The organism is Providencia sp. PROV040 (genome assembly GCF_032706145.1).
GTDB classification, from domain to species: Bacteria; Pseudomonadota; Gammaproteobacteria; order Enterobacterales; family Enterobacteriaceae; genus Providencia; species Providencia hangzhouensis.
Map to the genome: position 1 here is coordinate 4203673 of NZ_CP120530.1, position 21288 is coordinate 4224960.

Below are 21288 nucleotides of genomic sequence, written 5' to 3' on the forward strand. Positions count from 1 at the left end.
TTAGTCGATTTTCGTTTAAGGGGATTTTTATGAATTGAGACTCGGAAATAAATGAAAAACAGTAAACTCAAGTTAAAGAAGAATGGAATTATATTTATTTCAATTTAATTCATTATTAAACATTAAAAATAATTATATTAATTTTAATCTGGCTTGAATGACTCGATATAACGCATTAAAACCACACAATTTGTATTGGATTATTGATCGTGCACAATACCTCACGGTGCCTCGGTTATAGAATGGTAATTGGAAGTCGATAAATAAATTAAAGATAAAAATAAATTTCAAAAAAGCCATTTTAAAACTTTGAAGCAATGTTAAGTGAGGCAGATATGAGTAAAGCATTATCTGAGGGAGTACTCCAATCGGAGATCAGCCGCAGGAAGCTAATGCAAACCAGTACCGTCGGGGGACTCGCTCTTGCAAGTGGAGCGCTAAGTTTACCTTTTAATAGTATTGCTGATACCAGTGAAATCACACCCAAAACAGCCATACCTGAAGAAAAAATAGTTTGGAGCGCATGTACCGTTAACTGTGGGAGTCGCTGCCCACTGCGTATGCATATTGTTGATGGTGAAATAAAATATGTCGAAACCGACAACACCGGCGATGATGTTTACGGAAATAAGCATCAAGTTAAGGCCTGTCTACGTGGGCGCTCAATGCGCCGTCGTGTCTATAACCCTGACCGCTTGAAATACCCGATGTTGCGCGTTGGGGCACGTGGTGAAGGTAAATTCAAACAAATTAGTTGGGATGAAGCCTACGATTTAATCAGCGATAATCTAAAACGGATTATTGCCGATTATGGCAATGAAGCGGTGTATTTGAACTATGGAACTGGCACATTAGGTGGCACAGTCGCACGTTCATGGCCGCCAGCGAATTCACCTATCGCCCGTTTGATGAACTGCATGGGCGGCTATTTAAACCATTACGGTACCTATAGTACAGCACAAATCAGCTGTGCGATGCCTTATACCTATGGTAGTGGGGCAGGTAATAGCGTTTCCGATATCGAAAACTCCAAGTTGGTGGTTCTGTTCGGAAACAACCCTGCCGAAACCCGTATGAGCGGTGGTGGGATCACTTATCAATTAGAGCAAGCGCGCGAGCGTTCTAATGCAAGAATGATAGTGATCGACCCGCGTTATACCGATACTGCTGCTGGACGAGAAGATGAGTGGATCCCGATCCGCCCCGGAACAGATGCTGCATTAGTGGCAGGGATCGCCCATGTGTTGATCACTGAAAATATGGTTGATCAACCCTTCTTAGACCAATATTGCGTGGGTTATGATGAGAAAACGCTACCCGCAGATGCTCCGAAAAATAGCCACTACAAGGCATATATTTTAGGGCAAGGGGATGACGGTGTAGAAAAAACACCACAATGGGCTGCACAAATCACCGGTATTCCTGCTGATAAAATCATCAAATTAGCACGTGAAGTTGGTTCCGCAAAACCTGCTTATATTAGCCAAGGTTGGGGGCCACAACGCCATTCGAACGGCGAGCAAACCGCACGTGCGATTGCGATGTTACCGATTTTAACCGGTAATGTTGGTATAAATGGGGGAAATACGGGGGCTCGTGAAGGGAACTATGATATTCCATTTGAGCGGATGCCAACATTAGAAAATCCAGTCAAAGCAAGTATTTCCGTATTTTTATGGACTGATGCGATAGAGCGCGGCCCTGAAATGACTGCAACTCATGATGGGGTAAGAGGTAAAGATAAACTGGATGTTCCGATTAAGTTTATTTGGAACTACGCCAGCAACAGTTTAATCAATCAACACTCTGATATTAATAAAACGCATGACATTCTTCAGGATGATAAAAAATGCGAAATGATAGTAGTGATTGATAACCATATGACGGCTTCAGCGAAATATGCGGATTTAGTCCTGCCAGATTGTACCGCGTCTGAACAGATGGATTTTTGCTTGGATGGTGCCGCTAGTAATATGGGCTATGTGATTTTCGCTAGCCAAGCCATTGAACCACGTTTTGAGAGCAAAACGGTGTATGAAATGTGTACACAAATCGCACGCCGTATGGGGGTTGAAGAGAAATTTACCGAAGGGCGAACCCAAGAAGAGTGGCTACGCCATTTGTATGAAATTTCACGACAAAAGTTACCTGAGCTACCTGATTTTGAGACATTCCAGCAGCAAGGGATTTACAAAAAAATGAACCCACAAGGGCATGTCGTGGCACACAAAGCTTTCCGCGAAGACCCAATTGCGAACCCATTAAATACCCCGTCAGGAAAGATTGAGATCTATTCATCACAATTAGCGGATATCGCGAAAACATGGACGCTAGCGGAAGGTGATTTGATATCAGCACTCCCAATGTATTCCCCAGGCTTTGAAAGCCATGATGATAAGCTCACCGAAAAATATCCACTGCAATTGAGTGGCTTCCACTATAAATCGCGCGTTCACTCCACTTACGGCAACATTGATGTGCTTAAGGCTGCTTGTTTACAAGAGATGTGGATCAACCCTATTGATGCAAAACGTCGCAATATTAAAGATGGTGACATAGTGCGTATTTACAACGATAGAGGGGAAGTGCAGATCGCTGCCAAAGTGACTCCACGCATCATCCCAGGGGTTGTTGCAATGGGGGAAGGGGCTTGGTACGCGCCTGATGAAAACAAGGTGGACCATGGTGGTAGCCTAAACGTCCTGACGACTCAACGCCCGTCACCGTTAGCGAAAGGTAATCCGCAACACAGTAATTTGGTTGAAGTGGCAAGGGTATAGGGAGATAAATCATGACAACACAATATGGTTTTTATATTGATTCTGCACGGTGCACGGGATGTAAAACGTGTGAATTAGCGTGTAAGGACTACAAAAATTTATCTCCTGCGGTGAATTTTAGGCGCATTTATGAATATGCGGGGGGAGATTGGCAAGAAGATAACGGTGTGTGGCATCAAAACGTATTTAGTTATTATTTGTCGATTTCATGTAACCACTGTGAAGACCCTGCTTGTGTGAAAGTGTGTCCAAGTGGCGCGATGCACAAACGTGAAGATGGCTTTGTCGTTGTGGATGAAAGTATGTGTATTGGCTGCCGCTATTGCCATATGGCCTGCCCATACGGTGCGCCGCAATTTGATAGCGAAAAAGGGCATATGACCAAGTGCGATGGTTGCTATGAACGTGTTGCCGTCGGTAAAAAACCGATTTGTGCCGAGTCTTGTCCACTGCGTGCATTAGACTTTGGTCCTATTGATGAGTTACGTGAGAAACATGGCAATTTGGCAGAGATTGCGCCACTACCAGAAGCGCACTATACCAAGCCCAATATTGTCATTAAACCCAATGCCAATAGTCGCCCTGTCAATGATACGACAGGCCATTTAGCCAATCCTCGGGAGGTATAACATGGGCAATGGATTACACGAATGGCCGCTGATTTTATTTACGGTATTAGGCCAAAGTATTGCAGGTGGCGTGATTGTGACAGGGCTTGCTTGGTTATCGACAGATGATAAATCCCAAAAACAGCGCATTGTGAACGCAATGTTCGCGTTATGGGTATTGATGGGCTTAGGATTTTTGGCATCGATGATGCATATGGGCTCACCGATGCGTGCATTTAACTCGATGAACCGTGTGTTTGCGTCATCATTAAGTAACGAAGTGTTGTTTGGCTCCATTTTCTTTGCTTTGGGCGGCTTATGGTGGCTGTTATCTGCAATGAAAAAGATGCCAACAGGGTTAGATAAAGTGTGGTTAATCATCACCATGTTGATGGGGCTGTTATTTGTTTGGGCAATGACACGAGTTTATATGATAAGCACGGTGCCAACATGGAACACACCACATACCACTATCGGCTTCTTTATGACCCTGTTTGTTGTCGGACCAATTTTAGGCACTTTGCTATTACGAGTGGCTAAATTTCCGTTTAATAGTGGTAAATTAGCGGCGATTAGTATCGTGGCTTATATTGTGACTATCGCGTCGGTACTACTGCAAAGCGGAGAAATTGCGCTAATTGCCACTTCTGTACAAAAAGCAGTGGATTTAGTCCCTGATTTTGGTGTTTTACAAGTGATACGTTTAGTGGTGACCAGTCTCGGGTTGCTGCTATGGATTTTGCCTGTTGTGCGACAAAATCAGCCTTCGGTATTGAGTTTACTTCTTGGTACCGTGCTGGTACTGATTGGTGAATTTATCGGTCGTGGGCTATTCTATGGTTTACACATGACAGTCGGCATGGCTGTGGCTTAATTGGTAAACCTTTCAGCGCAGGAGATGGTTTCCCTGCGCTGATAACTTCAGAGACAATCAAATATGCAAGAAGCACGCTTTCTTGAACACGTCGCAGTGACAGGGCGAGTTCTGGGGTCTTTATTTTATTTCTCACCAGAAAATGAAAACAACGCAGAGATTATTTCGATTTTACAAGAGCCAACTTGGCATGAAGAATGGCCATTTTCCTTACCTTCTTTAGCGAAAATTAGCCAGCTTTTGCAATCCAGTGCTCAGGAGAATGAACCCCTCAGTGAAGCATGGCAGCGCTTGTTTATCGGGCTCTATGCTTTACCCGCTCCCCCTTGGGGGTCAGTCTGGCTAGACAAAGAAAGAATTGTTTTTGGTGATTCAACCGTTGAGCTGCGCCAATGGATGCGAGCCAAAGGTGTTGAACCCGTAACGACACAAAAAGAGCCAGAAGACCACTTTGGGCTGGTCTTGATGTTAGCGGCTTGGCTCGCTGAGCAAAATCGCAGAGCAGATTTAGAAGAGTTGCTTGCTTGGCATCTATTACCTTGGTCGGCATGTTTTCTCGAAGTATTGATAGATTCGGCTAACAGCGATTTTTACCGTGCATTAGCAATATTGGCAAAAGAAACATTGGATGGATATCAACAACAATTAACTTTACCTGTATCAGAGAAAGTGGTGTTTTACAAAGATACATTGTAAATAAAAATAGCACCCCCAAGTAGGGTGGTGCTATTAGTTTTTTATATCAATCAGCTATTGATATTTACTGTTGTGACTCACTTTGTTGCACATAGGGTGTATATACCCCTGTTAAACTCTTAAGGAAGGCAACAATATCATCGACATCTTTTTGTGGCAGTTCTTTACCCACTTGATAACGCAGCATCAGTTTCACTGCTTCATCTAAGGTTGCTACATCGCCGCGGTGGAAATACGGTGCGGTTAGCTCGACATTACGTAGTGTTGGGACTTTTTGGCGTAACTTATCGCGCTCATCAGAGGTGACATTCATACGACCAATATCTTGAGCAGTGATTTCACCGAACTCATAGTCTTTTTTCAGACCCAGAGGTTCGAAGGAACGACCACCTAAGATCACGCCACCATGGCAGGTTGCACATTTGTTCTCTTTAAATAACTGGTAACCATGGAGCTGCTGTGCGGTTAATGCAGTTTTGTCACCTCTTAACCAATTATCAAACGGAGAGTCTGGAGTGATTAAGGTTTTTTCGAACTCTGCAATCGCATCGGTGATGGTGTCACCCGTGAAACCTTCTGGGTAAACCGCATTAAAATCTTGTTTTAAGACAGGGTCTTTATCCAATTTTTCAATGATTTCATCCCATGACTTTGATGCCATTTCGATAGGATTTAATGGTGGGCCACCGGCTTGGGCTTGTAAATCAGGTGCTCTACCATCCCAAAATTGCTCGACATTAAATACAGAGTTAAACACCGTTGGCGCATTGATTGGGCCTACTGCGCCACCAACACCAATTGATGTTTTACGGCCATCAACACCACCTGCATTGAGTGCGTGGCAGTGTGCACAAGAAATTGTGCTATCCCCTGACAGGCGTGCATCATGATACAAGCGGAAACCTAATGCGACTTTTGCATCATCAACATCCAGTGATTTTGGAATTGGTTGAATTGGTTCGTTGCGATGTTCAGCGGCGGTATCTTGGCTGGCATAGTGCTCTTCCCGCTGTTTAGCTATCCAATTCAATAGGTTATTACGTTCTTCATCACTGACACTACTGGCCCAATGAAGTGCAACATAACGTGTTGGAGGCATGGTGTGGTTCTGCATAACCCACTCAATTTTATTTAATTCACTTTGTGGTACAGGTTCTCCTGCGATGAGTGCAGCGCGAGCAGCCTCAAGGTTGAATGACTTATAACCTAGCTGAATATCGTATTCCATCAGTTGCTTAGCAATGGGGAATGATGCGTAGGCAGGTAAATCAGTTGACGGTGTGTGACAGTAATCGCATCCCTTTTCGGCAAAGAATTGGAGGACTTGATTATTTTCTGCAATTTTAGATGTCTGAATGTCATTATTTTCTCTTCGTTGATTATCGTGATACCACACATATCCAGATAACCCAAAATAACCGAGTAAAAGCAAAAATATGACAGCGACCGTAATGCGAGTAAGTTTTTTCATTACACTATCCTTGAAAGATTGCGGTCAAATATATTTAAATATTTTTTAATTAATATAATTCTACAGCCGGACTATGATGGATAAATAAGTCCGAGAGGTTCTTGATTTTTATCAATGATGGCCATCGGTTTAAGCGATTGTTTAAATAAGATTTACCTATCAATGAAATGATAGTTAAAAAAATAAGCTGATGATTAAATTTTATTAGATTGAATTTAAAGGATATTGTTTCAAATTAATCTTGCTGTAATAGGTTTTTAGTTCAATTTAATAGGTGGGTATTTATAAATGAATAATTCTTGATTATTAAAATAAATTAAGTAAAACTAATCGAAAAGTTTAGTTTTTACCTTTTTAATTGTTGTGGACTAAATGCATATTACAAAATAAGTAAAATATAAATTATTTAAGAAAGCAACATTCCTGGAAATTATTGATTTTAGATAACCATAATATTGGCAAATCAAAAGTAATGATCTACATCATCATTTTTGTACTTTCACCATTTTGTCATAAAATAAACATATTGTTGTTATGAATCTGACTTAAGTTCGTCGTAACTCAGTTAGGAGATAGCATTATGTTTAGTGTCGATACCCTGCTGCACGATATTTTTCCTCATCAAACACCAGGCAAATGGAAACGTCGCTTATTAAAAAAGCTTTTGTTTGAACAGGAATTTCACCAATTTGCTCAAGATTATCCGCACTTAAAGGGCTTGGATCTTATTGAACAAATCATGGAGTTCTTTGATATTTCTAGTGAAATGGTTGAGGGTGACTTAGAAAATATTCCGACTCAAGGACCTGTTGTCTTAGTTGCTAACCATCCGATAGGTTCACTCGATGGCCTTGCATTATTACGTGTGGTTGCTGCCGTTCGTCCTGATGTAAAAATAGTGGCAAATCAGTTTCTCAATTATATAGAACCACTAAAAAGCTTATTTATTTCAGTGGATAATATGAATAACCGAACTAGTCGACAACAAGTTGAAGCCATGCAACAGCATTTGGATAAACAAGGGGCATTAATTGTGTTTCCTGCGGGGGAAGTCTCTCGATTTGGTCGCAAAGGGGTTTGTGATGGCCACTGGCGTACAGGTTTTTTGCGTTTAGCCGCAAAGGCTAGAGCGCCTATCGTCCCCATCCATATTCAAGGGCGTAATAGCCATTTATTCTATTTAACTTCGTTAGTTTGCAAGCCGTTATCTACTTTAATGTTAGTCAGGGAAATGTTTAAACAGCGAGGAAAAAGGCTAAAAATTCGTATTGGTGGCAGTATCCCATTTATTCATTGGCATGATGGTCATACGGCGGCTCATGAGCTAGCAGGGCGCTTTCGTCGCCATGTCTATTTGTTGGGTAAAGGTAAGGAAGGGCTATTTACCAGTGAATCGCCAATTGCTTTACCGGAAGACAGAATTGAATTAAAAAAAGCGTTACTGGCCTGTGAGCAGCTAGGAACTTCTCCTGATGGGAAAGCGATTTACCTTTATCACCGAAACCAAGAGGTAAGGTCGCCGATCTTACGAGAAATTGGCCGATTACGCGAAATTGCATTTCGTGCGGTAGGGGAAGGTTCAGGCAAGCGCCGTGATTTAGACAGCTATGATGACGATTATTATCATCTGGTATTATGGGATGAAAGTGAACTTGATATTGTCGGAGCTTATCGGTTTATACCGACTAAAAAGCAAATTGAGACCAAAGGCCTTGAGGGTATTTATAGCTCTAGCTTATTTCACTATGACCAAGCCATGATGCCAATATTAGCGCAAGGTATTGAGCTTGGTCGGAGTTTTATTCAGCCCAAATATTGGGGAAAACGGGGTTTAGATTACTTATGGTTAGGTATTGGCGCGTATTTGGCAAAATATCCACACTATCGTTATCTTTTTGGTCCTGTATCTATTTCTGGCTCAATGCCAATTGCGGCACGTGATTTACTGATTACTTTTTATCGGCTCTATTTTTCAGCGCCACACAGCATTGCACAGTCACATCAGCCGTACCCAGCTTCTTTGCCACAGGTATTAGCCCAATTTTCAGGGGGCAATTACCATGAAGATTTGGTTAAATTGAAAAGCTTACTCAATAACATTGGCTGCTCGATCCCAACGCTTTATAAGCAATATACCGAATTATGCGAACCTGGCGGCGTACAGTTTATGGATTTCGGTACAGACCCCGCGTTTAACGATTGCATCGACGGGTTGGTGCTGGTGGATTTAACCAAATTAAAGCCAGCACGTTATCAGCGATATATAAGGGTACATTTGGTTTCACAAGAAGAGTATAAAGGGCAAGTGTAAGAGGGGGGACTAGCCCTCTTACACTATTGGGGCATTACGGTATAGGAACTGCTCCGCTTTTATAGGTAACTATCAGTTAATAAAGTTATTATTAGCGATTCTTACTGTACTTTATTTATTTAACATTCATATTAGTAATGTGTTTGCTAATTGAAAGAAAACAAAATAACTGCATTAGCGTTAAACTTGCCTGCTGATGTGAACTTACCTGCTGTGGCTGCCTTAAAATTAAGTGACGCCATTTGCCCTCGAGCAACCAGTTTATTATTACTATCTAGAGTAGTTTGGTTTACTGAAATATCAACCGGAAGATTACTTAAATAGGGAGTAGCTAGTAAACTAGCCCTTACATCAACAATATCAGTGCAGGTAAAAGCGCCTGTAGCCTCTCCAGACCAAGAGCCATTTTGGCCACTGACAGAGGAACCCAGATCAATACTAGTAGGGAAGCTAAAATTACAAGAAGTGTTTGATGGAGGTACTACCCCACAGCCTGCATTAGGTAATAAAGTGCCATAAGATGTTCCCCAGGTTGATATTTGAAAAACTTGGAATCCATAACAAACTGAAGCGAAATCTGTATTTGGATAATTTCCCCACATTGTAGCAAGAGTTTGTGTATTAGCCGTTCCATATTGTAGCCTCCAAGCATTAAAAGCATCAATTGCTGTCCCATTATTGCGGATGATGACTTTTTGCTGCATGCCATAGGGTAGATTTATACCACCAAACGTTTTTGAGTCTGCACTAGAACCTCGATAATCATAGGGACCAACCGTTACAATACAACCGGAGGGATTATAACAAATGATACTATTGCTATCTTCATTCTGCCATCCCCACTGAATAGTGACATCATTACCATTTCTTTGGATAAATGACCCCCAACTTATAGAATATGCATTCATGTTGTAAATGAAGGTTAATATAGTAATAAAAAATACCTTTATTACTATGGCGTTATAATTGCTACTTAATACTAAAATTTTCATTTTCGAATACCTATAATTCAATGCAGATTTTATATATTCAGTTGTATTCTAGAAAGAATGTTAACGTTGATATAAAGGTTCCATATGAAATTGTTTTATTTGTCAATGCAGAAGGCTCTCCTTGAATAAAGGCTTTAAGTCTTATTTCGTTATTACCAGCTGACAATTTCTGTGTGTGATCTTTTGTGTTTATATCGATTTTTTCTCCGGTATCTGTTTCTAAACCAATTGCAATACCATTAGCGTGGCTTACTGGGTCTAATGCAAGATAACCAGATAAAAACGAGTTTTCATTTCCATTAAATGAAGCATTAATTTCGCGACCTAAAGATAAATCGCAATTAATTAATCGAATACTAAATGATTCACTTAAAGTACGGCTATTCAAATAAAGATATTTATCTGCAATTGTCCCAAAGTCTAATGTAATTAGTTCATCTCCGGGGTATAAATCGCAAGCATCTTCGACAAAGATACCATCAAAATTAATTGTTTCGGCTATCGATGGTAACGAATGACATATAAACACGGTTAAAAATAACAAGATATAAAATTTTATTATCGAGAACATTATTATTCCTATTGAAATGAAACGGTTAATGTCGCAATAGCATTGAATGTATCTCCAACCAGTTTAGTTCCTGCTTTTTTGACAATAACAGCGGATAAAGTGGGTAATGTCTCTTGATCAATTACAAATGCTTTATTTAAAGCGATAGGTTGCCCATCTTTTTGAATCTGGATGCCTACATTATTTCCATTTTGATCAGATTTAACTTGCAGTGTTGCATCATCAAAGCCTGTCCCTGCGGTTGCGCCAGATAATGTTAAAGATATATTCCAAGGTTGTGTTAGATCGCCATCGCAAATAAGTTCATAAGGAATTTTTTTCTTATAGTGTATTCCATCAACCTTATTAACACCGACTTTACCAAATGAAACTTTGATAGGATCGCTGTGACTTAATCGGCATTTTGGCGGTATAATTAACGAACCATCAAATCCCCAATTAGCATAAGCTATATTTGCTAAGAATATCAAAATAAAACAACATATCTGATACTGAACTTTATTATTGGTTGAGTTTTTTTTCATTATTGATAATCCACATTAAGTGTTGCAAGTGCAGTGAAATCTCCACCATCAGTATCATCAAAACTTGAGTTTGTATTTTTTACTGGAGAAACTTCTAATGATGGTAACTCTAAATAGTTAAAATTTATTTTTTTATTAATATCTTGTTTTATGCCATTAATATAGAAGCTTAATCCTAGCTTTGGATTACTGGTCTTAAGAATGCCATTATTAAAGTTACTAGGATCACCTTGAATACTTAACGCTAGGTTATTCATGGCTAAATTAGTACAAGTTAACTCAAAAGTTAATGTATGCTTATAATTTACTCCATCAATCCTGCTTAATAAAATATCGCCAAAATGAACCATTGACTTTTGACTGTTATTTAAAATACACTCAGGAGGTGTGGAAATTAGATTCCCATTAAACCCTACAGTTAGTGAGGCGGAATAAGAAAAAGTACTAAAAACTAGTAATGTATATAAAAATTTAATTTTCATATTGGCTCTTAATTTATTGATATTCAATTTTCATAATCATTTCGGCACTGAAATTCCCTGCATCGCTCAACATTGAACCATTAGGTTTTATGGGGACGGCATAAATAGATGGCATGGCACCATATATAAAATGAATATTTGAATTGTTGGATACTATATTATTATCTTGATAAATGGCGATACCAAGGTTATCTCTATTCGTTTTTATTGCATCAACACCATTAACTCTAAAGTTATTCCAACTCAATTTCATTTTTAATAAATTAGTAGATAAATTTGTGCATTGTAAATTGTAGTTAATATTCGTTTTTTTATATGATGACCCATCGATTAAATCTTGCTGGACATCACCAAAATCAATATTTAATGTACTTCCTTCTACAAAACTACAATTAGGGGGTTCTATGACCGTAATCGTTAGGCCAATAGAAGCCATTGAAGCACTGGCTGTATTAAAACATATTAATATGGAAATAATGCTAATAAAAACCTGCGATTTAAATAATAAGTATTGATATGATGGTTTCATATTTTAATCCTAGTCATAGACTAATTGGAATCTTATATTTGCTTGATAGCTACCCGCATTAAAATGACTATTGATTCTCACCGGAGTAATGTAATAGGTTAATTTATTACTGCCCATTGATAATAGTTTTGATCTCGTAAAAAAACCCGGTTTAATTTTTTTAAAATTTTCATCATTTAACTCAAGAGCAATGCCTTCAGCACCATTTACTTTTATTAATTTGCTATCCGTATTATCTGATACAGCAAGAAAACGAATTCTTACGGCAGGCATGTCAGAGCTCCAAGTTATGTTACCTTGTTGATCGTGATTGCGGCTTTCACTCCTTAAACAATCTTCTAATTGAATATTGAAAGGAATAGGAGTGCCTTTATGCCCTAGAAATTTAAATGCTGAAGAACTATTTGTGCCCAAATCTACTGTTTGGAATGCAGATTGCATGGCTAACCTACATGCACTTTCGGTAAGCATCCCCTTAACCTGTAAAACACCATTGGCACCATCAACATCCCAATTATCAACTTTGCCAATATCAGTAGCTAATGTCTGAAAGGCAAGTGTACTGAAAATAATCCCTATTAAAGGAGCTCTATAACTCACTTTTTTACTCATTCCTTCCTCTATTACTATTTAATAAATAGATTATTTATTACTTGGAGATACCTTGCATTCATTTGCTTGGCAGTTAAAACTAAGATTAGGGCGGCCACCATAGTCATTGATATATGTTAGTACTGGGGTATTGCCTAATGTAGCAACATCGACACCTAATGGCTGGCTATTTTTAGGAGTGATCATAATCGGCTCGAAGCCTTTTACCGTATCCCCTTTAATTTTTGTTGCCGCATCAATAATGGTTATATAATAAGGCGTTGGATTAAATGCAATATATTTACCCCCTTGCTGTTTTAAAACTAATTTTTCTTGCCATGGATTATCGATATCATTCTTAGTTGGAATGATAGATGTTGGTCTATAAAAAAGCTTTATTCGCGTTTGTAATGCAAGTTGTAAAGTATTTGCTTTATCACTTCTCGGTGGAATCTCACGTAAATTAAAATAATATACTGATTCAATATCTTGTGGTAATTTTGCTACGTTAGCTAATGGTTGAATTCTTATTTGGCTTTTATCACCAGGTTCAACACGTTGAACCGGAGGTAATACGGTGAATGGCTCATTAATTTTTTCACCCTGTACATTTTCAATCCAGCCTTGAGCAAGATAAGGTAATGTTTTATTTTCATTACTAATATTTAAGCTAATAGATTTATCATTGCCATTAATGATTGCTCGAGTACGATCTAATGAAATAGCTGCATTTGCTGTTGACATATTCATTAAAAAAACTGTTGCTAATATAATTTTAGAACTATTAACCAATTTTGGGGTAGGATAGGTATCCTTTTTACTTACATTTAACTTATTCATAAACGATATAATCTCTTTAAGTTTAACTTGATGATGTTCATCATTTTTTTTTGATTTAAATAATTAATATTAATAATTTTCTAAAAATATTAGTAAAGTGTTATTTCACACATGGTAGCAGTAATGTGTTTGCTAGATTTATTTCTGATGAAACGCTATCTGGCAATGTTATATTGCACTGTATTTCATCATCCCAAAAAACACTCAATTTTTCTTTAGGATTTAAGCCTGACAAATAAACACTGCCTTCATCACTAATTATTCCAACTTGCTGTTTACGTGTATTTAATACAATGGCACCAAATGGAGGTGCATTATTATCCGATAAGCGGATATTTGCCATTGCACTACTACCCGCTATAACATCAAATTGGCGATAACCAATAGCACCCTCTGTTAATGTTCCTTGCTTTACAGAATGGGTAACCTCTGCGTTACTAGGCAAAAGATTCAAATCCACATTGATATTACTACGGTAATAACTATTAACATCAGCAACAACAGCCTTACCAAAATAATTTGACCGTGTCACAATTCCATTACCACGCAAAGGAATATTCGCTACACCATTGGTATCAACAAAAACGCGCGAAGCGCCGAGTTGGTTACTTCTATGGAGTACAACCCCATGTTGCGTTGCCGTCAATCCACCTTGCAATGATAGTCCGGCAGAACGGTAACGATTCTGTTGGTATGTTGCATTTGCATTAAACTGAGCCATATCGCCTTGATGTGTATAGTACCCACCAAGAATTGCTCCCGACTGTGTGATCCCAGTATTAATTTGGTAGTTGCTACGCTCATTAATACGGTCATAATAATTTACATTCTGTGTTGTATTACTTTTATCCCAGTTACTGTTAAAGCTCACTGTAGAGGTTTCACCCCAAGGCATAGATAACGCAATATAAACCCCATCATCATTTATATTTCGATAGTTATTACGGAATGCGGTTAAGTTAACACTTAAGTTTTTAAATTTTCCGAGATCTAAATACTTTGCTAATGATAAACTATAGCGATTATTGTCAGGTTGATTCCAATATGTCTGATGGTAAAAATTTAAATATGTGCTTAGTCCACTGCCGCTAAACTGCTGGTTATAAGAAATGGTATACATTTCTTTGCTATTATATTGTCGAACGCCACTTATTTTGGCATCGAGATATTCAGACATACTCATAAAATCTTTTTCTGAAAAACGATAGCCAGCAAAGGTAATTTGGCTATTATAATCTTCAAAACGTTTTGAATAGCTCAATCTATAAGAATTACCTTTATAATTAGTTTCATTATTTGAAGTGATTTCTTTAATTTTTGCATGTGTTCTTGTCACATCAAATGAAAGAGCCCCAAACCGCATTAGATCGCGACCAATTCCCAAAGTCGTTGAGAGATATTTTTGTGAAGCAATCATACCGCCATATAGGGACCAACCATTATTAATCCCCCATGAATACTCACCACTAGCGAAACTATCACCATTAACACGATGATTGGAATCACTAGGCCGTCCTGCTGCAAATTTATAACGAACTTGCCCTGGGCGAGTAAGATAGGGAATACTTGAGGTGTTCACTGTAAAAGTTTGCGTTTTACCATTTTGTTCCTCTACCCTTACATCTAATTCACCCGATAAAGCATCATTAAGGTCTTGAATGCGAAAAGGGCCAGCAGCGACTTGAGTTTGGTAAATAGTACGACCTTGCTGACTAATAATGACGGTTGCATTACTATTTGCCACCCCAGTAACTTCAGGTGCATATCCCCTCAAATTGGGTGGTAACATATTAATATCAGTAATTAAACTGAGTCCTGTGAATCTAAAGCTATCGAAAATATCGGAGGCTAAGTAAGATTCACCGAATGTTAGTTTGGCACCTAATGATTTAATATCTCGAAAAATGTAAAAACGATTCCAATCAAAAGAATGGGTTGACTCAGAAGATGGGTGCTTCTCAAATCGTGATTGCCAATCAGCTCTGAATCTCCATGCACCTAAATTCATTCCTACCACACCGTTACCATTGGTGGTATAGCTCGTACTTTGGTGGCTACGTATTTGTTGATTTACTTGCGCGTTCAGATTGTAGTCAAATAGAGCACCCGATATACCATCTTCCCAACGAGTAGGCGGATCCCAATTATCTGCCGTATATTCTAAATAGGCTTGAGGAATATTAATATAGAGTGTTGATGTCGATAAATCGGCTTTTGTAGTTGCTCCAGATAAGCTGTTTAAATCTAAACAGGAGTCATTATGCCACCAGACCAGCGATGATATTATTTTGGGCTTTAGTCCAAATTTCTCAACTAAGCTTGGATCTAAACATACTTTACTGTCATCAATATCTTCATCTGAGTTATAATAAAAAACACTTTGTTCAGATAATATATTTTTGTTTACATGAATGCTAAAAGTGTATTCCCCTGGCATGAAATAACCAGTTTTAGAGAAACGGCTTAGATCAATATTAGCGCGATCATTTATATCTAAAATATCCGTATTAAATTCTATGTTAGCAGCGGCAAATCCGGTATTACAGATAATAGTTATCATGCTAGCTAATATATATAATCGACTAACTGATGATAATTTAATATGGATTTTATGATGCGCCATAATACTTGACCTTATTCAAACTCATTTATAATAAGAGAAAGTATCTCCTATTTAGAAAAATGTTCATGTGGATAGAGTTGTTTTTTATATCACTCATAATCTAATTTGTATTTTATTAGACCAAAATAATTGCCTGATTTTAAAGATTTATTATTTCTTTTTATTCGTAGTTTGTAATTTAAATTACGAGTGCCATCAGTTAATTCTTGTGATGACATTGCCTTTCCTGGATATACTACTTCACCACTAGTACTGCTAATTTCAATACCAATCCCTTCAGCTTGCCCATTGGTAGTAAACAAACTACCATTATGAACTCCATCAAATGTTATTGTAAAATATTGCCAGTTTGGTTTTTTTGATTCAGGTCTCTCAAGTACGCAGTTAATTAATTTAATTGAAAAAGTTCTTGCATTGCTTTGACCATCTCGAGTAATTTGAGATATAGATAAGCTTCCCATTTCAATGGTTTGATCTTTGCTGTTTATATCAATAGAACAGGCAGTTTCAATAATACTTCCATTCATTGTGATTAATGATTCAGCCGAACAATATGATGACAAACTAGTTTCTAATAATAGAATGAATGTCAACCATGAAAATTTATATAGCATATATTCGCTCTATTATTATATTTAATGAACCTAAAAACCTATCCGTGTGTTTTTAGGTTGAAATTAGAAGGTTGCTAATTTTACTCGTATGATAAAGTGAAATCTGCTACAGAACTGAATTCACCCGCAGTGATAGTTGAAACATCACCACCATTACCTTTTAAATATGCAGAGAATTGTAATGTATTGCTACCATCTTGAATTTGTTGGAATGGTGTAGCTGTGTTAATAGTAACAATTTCGCCATTACCACTAGTAATTTGAACTCCAGCACCACTACCTGTACCAACGATACCTAAGGTTTTACTATCTTCATCAAATGATGCGGATGCACCAGTAAAGGTTAATTGAACACCTTTAGTTAAGCTGCTAACGTTACAGTTTTGCAGTGCGATATCAAATGTTTTAGGTGATGATTTTCCGCCATCGGCTAAAGCCATATTAGAGATTTGGCCTAATTCAATCGTTTGGTCAATACTTTCTGGTGCAATTGAACATGGTGCTTCAATAATAGCACCTTTAAACGTGACTTTACCGTGGCCTTGGTCAGCGGCATTCGCAGCAGAAGCACCACCTAAAACTAATAAAGTTGCCATTGCAATACTTTTAATTTTCATCAATCTTTTCCTTTACGGTTAAATATATAAATATGATTATTGTTAATCTCATTATGTTAATTTCATAGTGAGATTAATTAATAACAATCAGAGTTAATTGTTATTAATTAATAACAGTGTTATCTGCCATTAAAGATTAAAATAATTCTCTTGAGTCATTGATATATAAACTTCTTTTTTTTCAATTTCTGATTTTAATTTAGATAAATCCAGATCAAGATAAATTGTTAATTCGATTAATTTTTCAAAACTTAGTTTTGTTGCTCCTCGTTCATATCTTGATACTTGTTGTTGACTTACATTTAGTTTTTTTGCTAATTCAGCTCCACTAATTCCTTTTTTCTTTCTTAATTTTTTTATTAAATAGCCTAATTTTATATTTACATTTTCTTCATCATTCATTCGCACTACCTTAATATGAGAGATAAAAATATAATGAGTTAATCTTTTTTAAAGAAATAACAAACATCTACTTTAAAATATACGGATATCAACATGATTTTAGATGTTGATATGTCACTAAGACCATTTTCGTAACGTGATAATTGTTGTTGAGATATACCTATAATTCTGGCTAAATCAGACCCACTTAAGCGATATTCTGATCTTAGCAGTTTAATTTTTTTACCAATGTTCTTGGCAACTATGTTTGTAATGTTTTTTTTGTTTTCTAAAACAGTTAAGCAAGTAAAAATAGAGTCCTTCATTTATTAGGATACCGATTTAAGTTTCAATTTTTGGATAGCTGTTTAATTTGTGAGTATAGGCTACACTTGATAGGGGTATTTTCTAAATATAAATAATCAGTATGTTAAATCGATAAAATCGATTAATTACAATATATGTATCTAATTACAAGCTAAATAAGTAGTACTCTAATAATGACTTGTTTAATGGCTTGAATCTTAAATAAAAATAAGAAACATTATTAATTGAATGGTTATTTTTATAACATATTGTTAATATAATTTTATTTGAAATAAAATATCAATATAAGATTATTCTCACTAAAGTAGTCGCGAAATTTGTATTTATTAAGATATTTTTGTCCATTTTGGAATGTTTATTTTGGTGGTGTACTAATAGAATTAGTGCTAATTGTATAAATAAGACGGTCTAAATATGATTTTTTACTTTTGTATTTAGATATTTTAATTTTAATGGGGATATTTTATTTAAGCAGTTGTGACCTTAACCAAGGATGTTTGATTTTAGGGGAATACTGAGACTTAAAACCGATCAATCTCAGTATTAATAAAGGTAATAAACTTATGACTTAACTTATATCACTCGAATCGTGGCGTTCGCGTACTTGCTGTGCGGGGTCACCTTGTAGGCGATTAACACGGCGGCCGCGCTGTACCGCTGGGCGTGCATAGATTTCATCAGCCCAACGAATAACATTTTTATATTCATGGACAGATAAAAATTCTGCAGCATCATAAAGCCAACCTTTCACTAAAGCGCCATACCATGGCCAGATAGCGATATCTGCAATACTATAGTTCTCGCCTGCGACATATTTGTGTTCTGCTAAACGCTTGTCTAATACATCTAATTGACGTTTAGTTTCCATCGCAAAGCGGTTAATAGGGTATTCAAATTTTTCAGGGGCGTAGGCATAAAAATGCCCAAAACCGCCACCTGCAAAAGGTGCTGAACCCATTTGCCAGAATAGCCATGATAAGGTTTCAGCACGTTCTGGTTGAGTTGTGGGTAAAAAAGCAGAAAATTTTTCAGCTAAATAGGTCAGAATGGAACCCGATTCAAATACTCGGATAGGCTCTTTACCGCTTCTGTCGACTAACGCCGGGATTTTTGAGTTAGGGTTAATTTCAACAAAACCCGAACTAAATTGGTCGCCTTCACCAATATTAATTAACCAAGCGTCGTATTCAGCCTCTTTAATGCCAAGGGCTAATAGCTCCTCTAACATGATAGTGACTTTTTGTCCGTTGGGAGTTCCTAATGAATATACCTGTAGTGGGTGCTTACCTATAGGTAAAGATTTTTCGTGAGTTGCACCAGAAATTGGGCGATTAATATTGGCGAACTTTCCGCCATTACCTTGCTCCCATTGCCAGACTCTCGGGGGAATATAGGGGGTGTTTGCCATGAGTTATCTCCTTAACCATTTTCAAAGGTGGCGATTATTTTCTCATCAATTCTTTAATTATAAAGGCCCCCCACTGTAGCAATCTGTCGTGAATTCTCCACTGTTTTTATCATATTTGCTTTGGTGGGTAGGATAAATAGCACAGAGTGCAAGAACACATAGGGGATAAACGAAAGAGTTAATTATTAGTTCTAAACTATTTTTGGGTTTATGAGTAATTGTATATACGCACAATGATGACCGAGCTATTCATAGGAATTTATATGTTTTTTGGGATGGCTTGATAATAACAAAAGGTAAATATGTTCATTTGCAATAAAAACCAGAGCTTAAAATGAGACTTAAGTTAAAAATTTGTTAACAAGCGAATTGTGCAGATCACTAATTCAAATAAAAAAAGGGTGTGAATAATTTGTGAAGATTGGCACTAATTTATCGGAGTGTATTTTATACATTGATAGCATATCAGTCATATTCAGGTGTATCGGAGTGTGTCCATGCTTGCGCCAAATTCAAACATCTACCAAAGCTTATTACAGAGAGCAAAAGTGCAGCCAGACGCTGTTGCGATTGTATTTGAAGAGCAAAGTTGGAGTTATCACCAATTACTTGAAAAAGTAAATAAAACAATGTATTGGTTAACTACTGCAGTGCAGTTGAAAAAAGGCGATCGAATTGTACTTGGCTGGGGAAATACGATTGAGTTTTGCCAATTATTTTATGCCGCGGTAGGTCTGGGTATTCAGGTAATTCCTTTGAGTACCAAAATGAAAGAGTTTGAAGGTAAAGAGCATTTGTCTTGTATTAATGCAGATGCTGTTTTTTGGGATGATACATATCAACCATGGTTAGCACAGCTCAGTGCAAAAGGGATGAGTCTTTCTCAGTGGCGTAATGTAATATTCACTGATGAAATTAATTTTATTAACCAAGTTAATGAAGAAGACCCTGCTGTTATAATATTTACCTCGGGTACAACAGGGGCGCCAAAAGGTGCGGTGATCACGCATAAAAATATATTGTCTGCAGTATATGCCTATCAGGAAACATTAAAGTTATCTGAACACGATAAAACAATTTTAGCAGTGCCGATTTATCATATTACTGGCCTCTCTGCTATTTTGGCGTTATTTATCCATATTGGTGGGACGATTTATCTTCATAAAAAATTCAATGCAAAAGATATTATTTCAACAATTGCAAAAGAAAAAATAACATTTTTACATGGTTCTCCAACAGTATTTATATTGTTAATTCAGAAAATAAAAGAAAATAAGAGCATTAACCTAGAAAGATTTAATTCATTAAAAATGATTGCTTGTGGTGCAGGGCATTTAAATGAAGGTACGATTAAAGAGCTTTCTTATATATTTGCTAAAACATCCATTCATTCTATTTATGGTTTGACTGAAACCTCTTCACCAGCAACTGTATTTCGTGAAGATATTCGTTATAGCGATAAGAAGTCTAGCTCTGGTACACCAGTCCCTGGGTTACAGGTGACCATACGTAATGATAAAGGTGAAAATCTTCCCGCGAACTGCACAGGTAATATTTGGGTTAAGGGGGATGTTGTTATCCAACGTTATTGGCCGGATAGTCCTGCGAATACCACATCATTTAATGATGGTTGGTTTTTCACAGGGGATATTGGCTATATGGATAATGATGGTTTTCTTTATATTCAAGATAGAATTAAAGATATGATTAACCGTGGTGGTGAAAAAATATATTCTATTGAAGTCGAGGATTTAATTTCTAATTATCCAGGAGTTAATGAGGTCGCTGTTATTCCAATTGAAAGCACAATTTATGGTGAAGAACCCATTGCATTTATTATTCCTGAGAATCAAGTGTGTTTAACCAGTAAAGAAATTATTGAGTGGTTAAAAGATAGGGTGCCAACGTATAAAGTTCCAGTAAGAATTATGTTTACGCGTAATTTCCCTAGAACTTGGAATGGAAAAATAAGCAAGAAAGATTTGAAATTACGATATTACTCTTTAAATAACTAAAATATAAATTAGTTTTTAATTAATCAAAAAGGGG

Annotated in this window: 20 protein-coding genes; 6 read left to right on the forward strand and 14 right to left on the reverse strand. The window is 37.2% G+C overall.

Going from position 1 to position 21288, the window contains the following annotated elements:
* The first annotated feature begins 335 nt into the window (after positions 1 to 335).
* From P3L40_RS19595 to dmsD, 4 genes are all read left to right on the forward strand, one after another.
* Positions 336 to 2780: a DMSO/selenate family reductase complex A subunit gene (locus P3L40_RS19595; RefSeq protein WP_210853050.1), complete on the forward strand. Its 2445-nt coding sequence runs from the start codon at positions 336 to 338 to the stop codon at positions 2778 to 2780.
* A gap of 11 nt (positions 2781 to 2791) precedes the next feature.
* Positions 2792 to 3409 carry a DMSO/selenate family reductase complex B subunit gene (locus P3L40_RS19600; RefSeq protein ID WP_210853053.1) on the forward strand — a complete coding sequence of 206 codons (618 nt, stop codon included), beginning with the start codon at positions 2792 to 2794 and terminating at the stop codon, positions 3407 to 3409.
* A gap of 1 nt (position 3410) precedes the next feature.
* The gene (locus tag P3L40_RS19605) at positions 3411 to 4262 is read left to right on the forward strand and encodes a DmsC/YnfH family molybdoenzyme membrane anchor subunit (RefSeq protein WP_210853055.1); all 852 of its coding nucleotides are present in this window, start codon (positions 3411 to 3413) and stop codon (positions 4260 to 4262) included.
* A gap of 63 nt (positions 4263 to 4325) precedes the next feature.
* Positions 4326 to 4958, forward strand: a complete 633-nt coding sequence (gene dmsD / locus P3L40_RS19610) for a Tat proofreading chaperone DmsD (protein WP_210853057.1) — start codon at positions 4326 to 4328, stop codon at positions 4956 to 4958.
* A gap of 64 nt (positions 4959 to 5022) precedes the next feature.
* Here the strand turns inward: dmsD and P3L40_RS19615 are convergent, their stop codons facing one another.
* Positions 5023 to 6429: a cytochrome-c peroxidase gene (locus P3L40_RS19615; RefSeq protein ID WP_004259445.1), complete on the reverse strand. Its 1407-nt coding sequence runs from the start codon at positions 6427 to 6429 to the stop codon at positions 5023 to 5025.
* A 580-nt stretch (positions 6430 to 7009) separates the two neighbouring features.
* Between P3L40_RS19615 and P3L40_RS19620 the strand changes: the two genes are divergently transcribed.
* Positions 7010 to 8740 (forward strand): lysophospholipid acyltransferase family protein, encoded by a 1731-nt coding sequence (locus P3L40_RS19620; RefSeq protein WP_210853059.1) that lies wholly within the window; start codon positions 7010 to 7012, stop codon positions 8738 to 8740.
* 146 nt (positions 8741 to 8886) lie between these two features.
* On the opposite strand, the gene P3L40_RS19625 is transcribed toward P3L40_RS19620, so the two are convergent.
* From P3L40_RS19625 to yghU, 13 genes are all read right to left on the reverse strand, one after another.
* Positions 8887 to 9732 carry a hypothetical protein gene (locus tag P3L40_RS19625; protein ID WP_136134258.1) on the reverse strand — a complete coding sequence of 282 codons (846 nt, stop codon included), beginning with the start codon at positions 9730 to 9732 and terminating at the stop codon, positions 8887 to 8889.
* A gap of 37 nt (positions 9733 to 9769) precedes the next feature.
* Positions 9770 to 10303, reverse strand: a complete 534-nt coding sequence (locus P3L40_RS19630; protein ID WP_136134259.1) for a fimbrial protein — start codon at positions 10301 to 10303, stop codon at positions 9770 to 9772.
* Between the two features lie 8 nt (positions 10304 to 10311).
* A complete protein-coding gene (locus P3L40_RS19635) occupies positions 10312 to 10827 on the reverse strand; it encodes a fimbrial protein (RefSeq protein ID WP_136134260.1) in 516 nt (171 codons plus the stop codon).
* Positions 10827 to 11309 (reverse strand): fimbrial protein, encoded by a 483-nt coding sequence (locus P3L40_RS19640; RefSeq protein WP_036958070.1) that lies wholly within the window; start codon positions 11307 to 11309, stop codon positions 10827 to 10829. The genes P3L40_RS19635 and P3L40_RS19640 overlap by 1 nt, the downstream gene beginning before the upstream one ends.
* 13 nt (positions 11310 to 11322) lie before the next feature.
* Positions 11323 to 11838 (reverse strand): fimbrial protein, encoded by a 516-nt coding sequence (locus tag P3L40_RS19645; RefSeq protein WP_036958069.1) that lies wholly within the window; start codon positions 11836 to 11838, stop codon positions 11323 to 11325.
* A gap of 9 nt (positions 11839 to 11847) precedes the next feature.
* On the reverse strand, positions 11848 to 12450 hold the full coding sequence (locus P3L40_RS19650; protein ID WP_004259415.1) for a fimbrial protein: 603 nt from the start codon (positions 12448 to 12450) through the stop codon (positions 11848 to 11850).
* A 30-nt stretch (positions 12451 to 12480) separates the two neighbouring features.
* Positions 12481 to 13269 carry a fimbria/pilus periplasmic chaperone gene (locus P3L40_RS19655; RefSeq protein WP_136134262.1) on the reverse strand — a complete coding sequence of 263 codons (789 nt, stop codon included), beginning with the start codon at positions 13267 to 13269 and terminating at the stop codon, positions 12481 to 12483.
* 100 nt (positions 13270 to 13369) lie between these two features.
* Positions 13370 to 15892 carry an outer membrane usher protein gene (locus P3L40_RS19660; RefSeq protein WP_136134263.1) on the reverse strand — a complete coding sequence of 841 codons (2523 nt, stop codon included), beginning with the start codon at positions 15890 to 15892 and terminating at the stop codon, positions 13370 to 13372.
* A gap of 89 nt (positions 15893 to 15981) precedes the next feature.
* The gene (locus P3L40_RS19665; protein ID WP_004259404.1) at positions 15982 to 16419 is read right to left on the reverse strand and encodes a fimbrial protein; all 438 of its coding nucleotides are present in this window, start codon (positions 16417 to 16419) and stop codon (positions 15982 to 15984) included.
* Between the two features lie 167 nt (positions 16420 to 16586).
* The gene (locus P3L40_RS19670; protein ID WP_004259399.1) at positions 16587 to 17123 is read right to left on the reverse strand and encodes a fimbrial protein; all 537 of its coding nucleotides are present in this window, start codon (positions 17121 to 17123) and stop codon (positions 16587 to 16589) included.
* A 129-nt stretch (positions 17124 to 17252) separates the two neighbouring features.
* Complete coding sequence (locus P3L40_RS19675; RefSeq protein WP_004259395.1) at positions 17253 to 17525, reverse strand: helix-turn-helix domain-containing protein; 273 nt, start codon at positions 17523 to 17525, stop codon at positions 17253 to 17255.
* A 38-nt stretch (positions 17526 to 17563) separates the two neighbouring features.
* Positions 17564 to 17830, reverse strand: a complete 267-nt coding sequence (locus tag P3L40_RS19680; RefSeq protein WP_004259392.1) for a helix-turn-helix domain-containing protein — start codon at positions 17828 to 17830, stop codon at positions 17564 to 17566.
* A gap of 569 nt (positions 17831 to 18399) precedes the next feature.
* On the reverse strand, positions 18400 to 19239 hold the full coding sequence (gene yghU, locus P3L40_RS19685) for a glutathione-dependent disulfide-bond oxidoreductase (RefSeq protein WP_136134264.1): 840 nt from the start codon (positions 19237 to 19239) through the stop codon (positions 18400 to 18402).
* Between the two features lie 497 nt (positions 19240 to 19736).
* Between yghU and P3L40_RS19690 the strand changes: the two genes are divergently transcribed.
* On the forward strand, positions 19737 to 21254 hold the full coding sequence (locus P3L40_RS19690; RefSeq protein WP_094962383.1) for a class I adenylate-forming enzyme family protein: 1518 nt from the start codon (positions 19737 to 19739) through the stop codon (positions 21252 to 21254).
* The last annotated feature ends 34 nt before the right edge of the window (positions 21255 to 21288 follow it).

Coding starts and splice junctions, on each gene's coding strand:
- P3L40_RS19595 (WP_210853050.1), top strand. CDS start 336: ATGAGTAAAGCATTATCTGAGGGAGTACTCCAATCGGAGATCAGCCGC.
- P3L40_RS19600 (WP_210853053.1), top strand. CDS start 2,792: ATGACAACACAATATGGTTTTTATATTGATTCTGCACGGTGCACGGGA.
- P3L40_RS19605 (WP_210853055.1), top strand. CDS start 3,411: ATGGGCAATGGATTACACGAATGGCCGCTGATTTTATTTACGGTATTA.
- dmsD (WP_210853057.1), top strand. CDS start 4,326: ATGCAAGAAGCACGCTTTCTTGAACACGTCGCAGTGACAGGGCGAGTT.
- P3L40_RS19615 (WP_004259445.1), bottom strand. CDS start 6,429: ATGAAAAAACTTACTCGCATTACGGTCGCTGTCATATTTTTGCTTTTA.
- P3L40_RS19620 (WP_210853059.1), top strand. CDS start 7,010: ATGTTTAGTGTCGATACCCTGCTGCACGATATTTTTCCTCATCAAACA.
- P3L40_RS19625 (WP_136134258.1), bottom strand. CDS start 9,732: ATGAAAATTTTAGTATTAAGTAGCAATTATAACGCCATAGTAATAAAG.
- P3L40_RS19630 (WP_136134259.1), bottom strand. CDS start 10,303: ATGTTCTCGATAATAAAATTTTATATCTTGTTATTTTTAACCGTGTTT.
- P3L40_RS19635 (WP_136134260.1), bottom strand. CDS start 10,827: ATGAAAAAAAACTCAACCAATAATAAAGTTCAGTATCAGATATGTTGT.
- P3L40_RS19640 (WP_036958070.1), bottom strand. CDS start 11,309: ATGAAAATTAAATTTTTATATACATTACTAGTTTTTAGTACTTTTTCT.
- P3L40_RS19645 (WP_036958069.1), bottom strand. CDS start 11,838: ATGAAACCATCATATCAATACTTATTATTTAAATCGCAGGTTTTTATT.
- P3L40_RS19650 (WP_004259415.1), bottom strand. CDS start 12,450: ATGAGTAAAAAAGTGAGTTATAGAGCTCCTTTAATAGGGATTATTTTC.
- P3L40_RS19655 (WP_136134262.1), bottom strand. CDS start 13,269: ATGAATAAGTTAAATGTAAGTAAAAAGGATACCTATCCTACCCCAAAA.
- P3L40_RS19660 (WP_136134263.1), bottom strand. CDS start 15,892: ATGGCGCATCATAAAATCCATATTAAATTATCATCAGTTAGTCGATTA.
- P3L40_RS19665 (WP_004259404.1), bottom strand. CDS start 16,419: ATGAATGGAAGTATTATTGAAACTGCCTGTTCTATTGATATAAACAGC.
- P3L40_RS19670 (WP_004259399.1), bottom strand. CDS start 17,123: ATGAAAATTAAAAGTATTGCAATGGCAACTTTATTAGTTTTAGGTGGT.
- P3L40_RS19675 (WP_004259395.1), bottom strand. CDS start 17,525: ATGAATGATGAAGAAAATGTAAATATAAAATTAGGCTATTTAATAAAA.
- P3L40_RS19680 (WP_004259392.1), bottom strand. CDS start 17,830: ATGAAGGACTCTATTTTTACTTGCTTAACTGTTTTAGAAAACAAAAAA.
- yghU (WP_136134264.1), bottom strand. CDS start 19,239: ATGGCAAACACCCCCTATATTCCCCCGAGAGTCTGGCAATGGGAGCAA.
- P3L40_RS19690 (WP_094962383.1), top strand. CDS start 19,737: ATGCTTGCGCCAAATTCAAACATCTACCAAAGCTTATTACAGAGAGCA.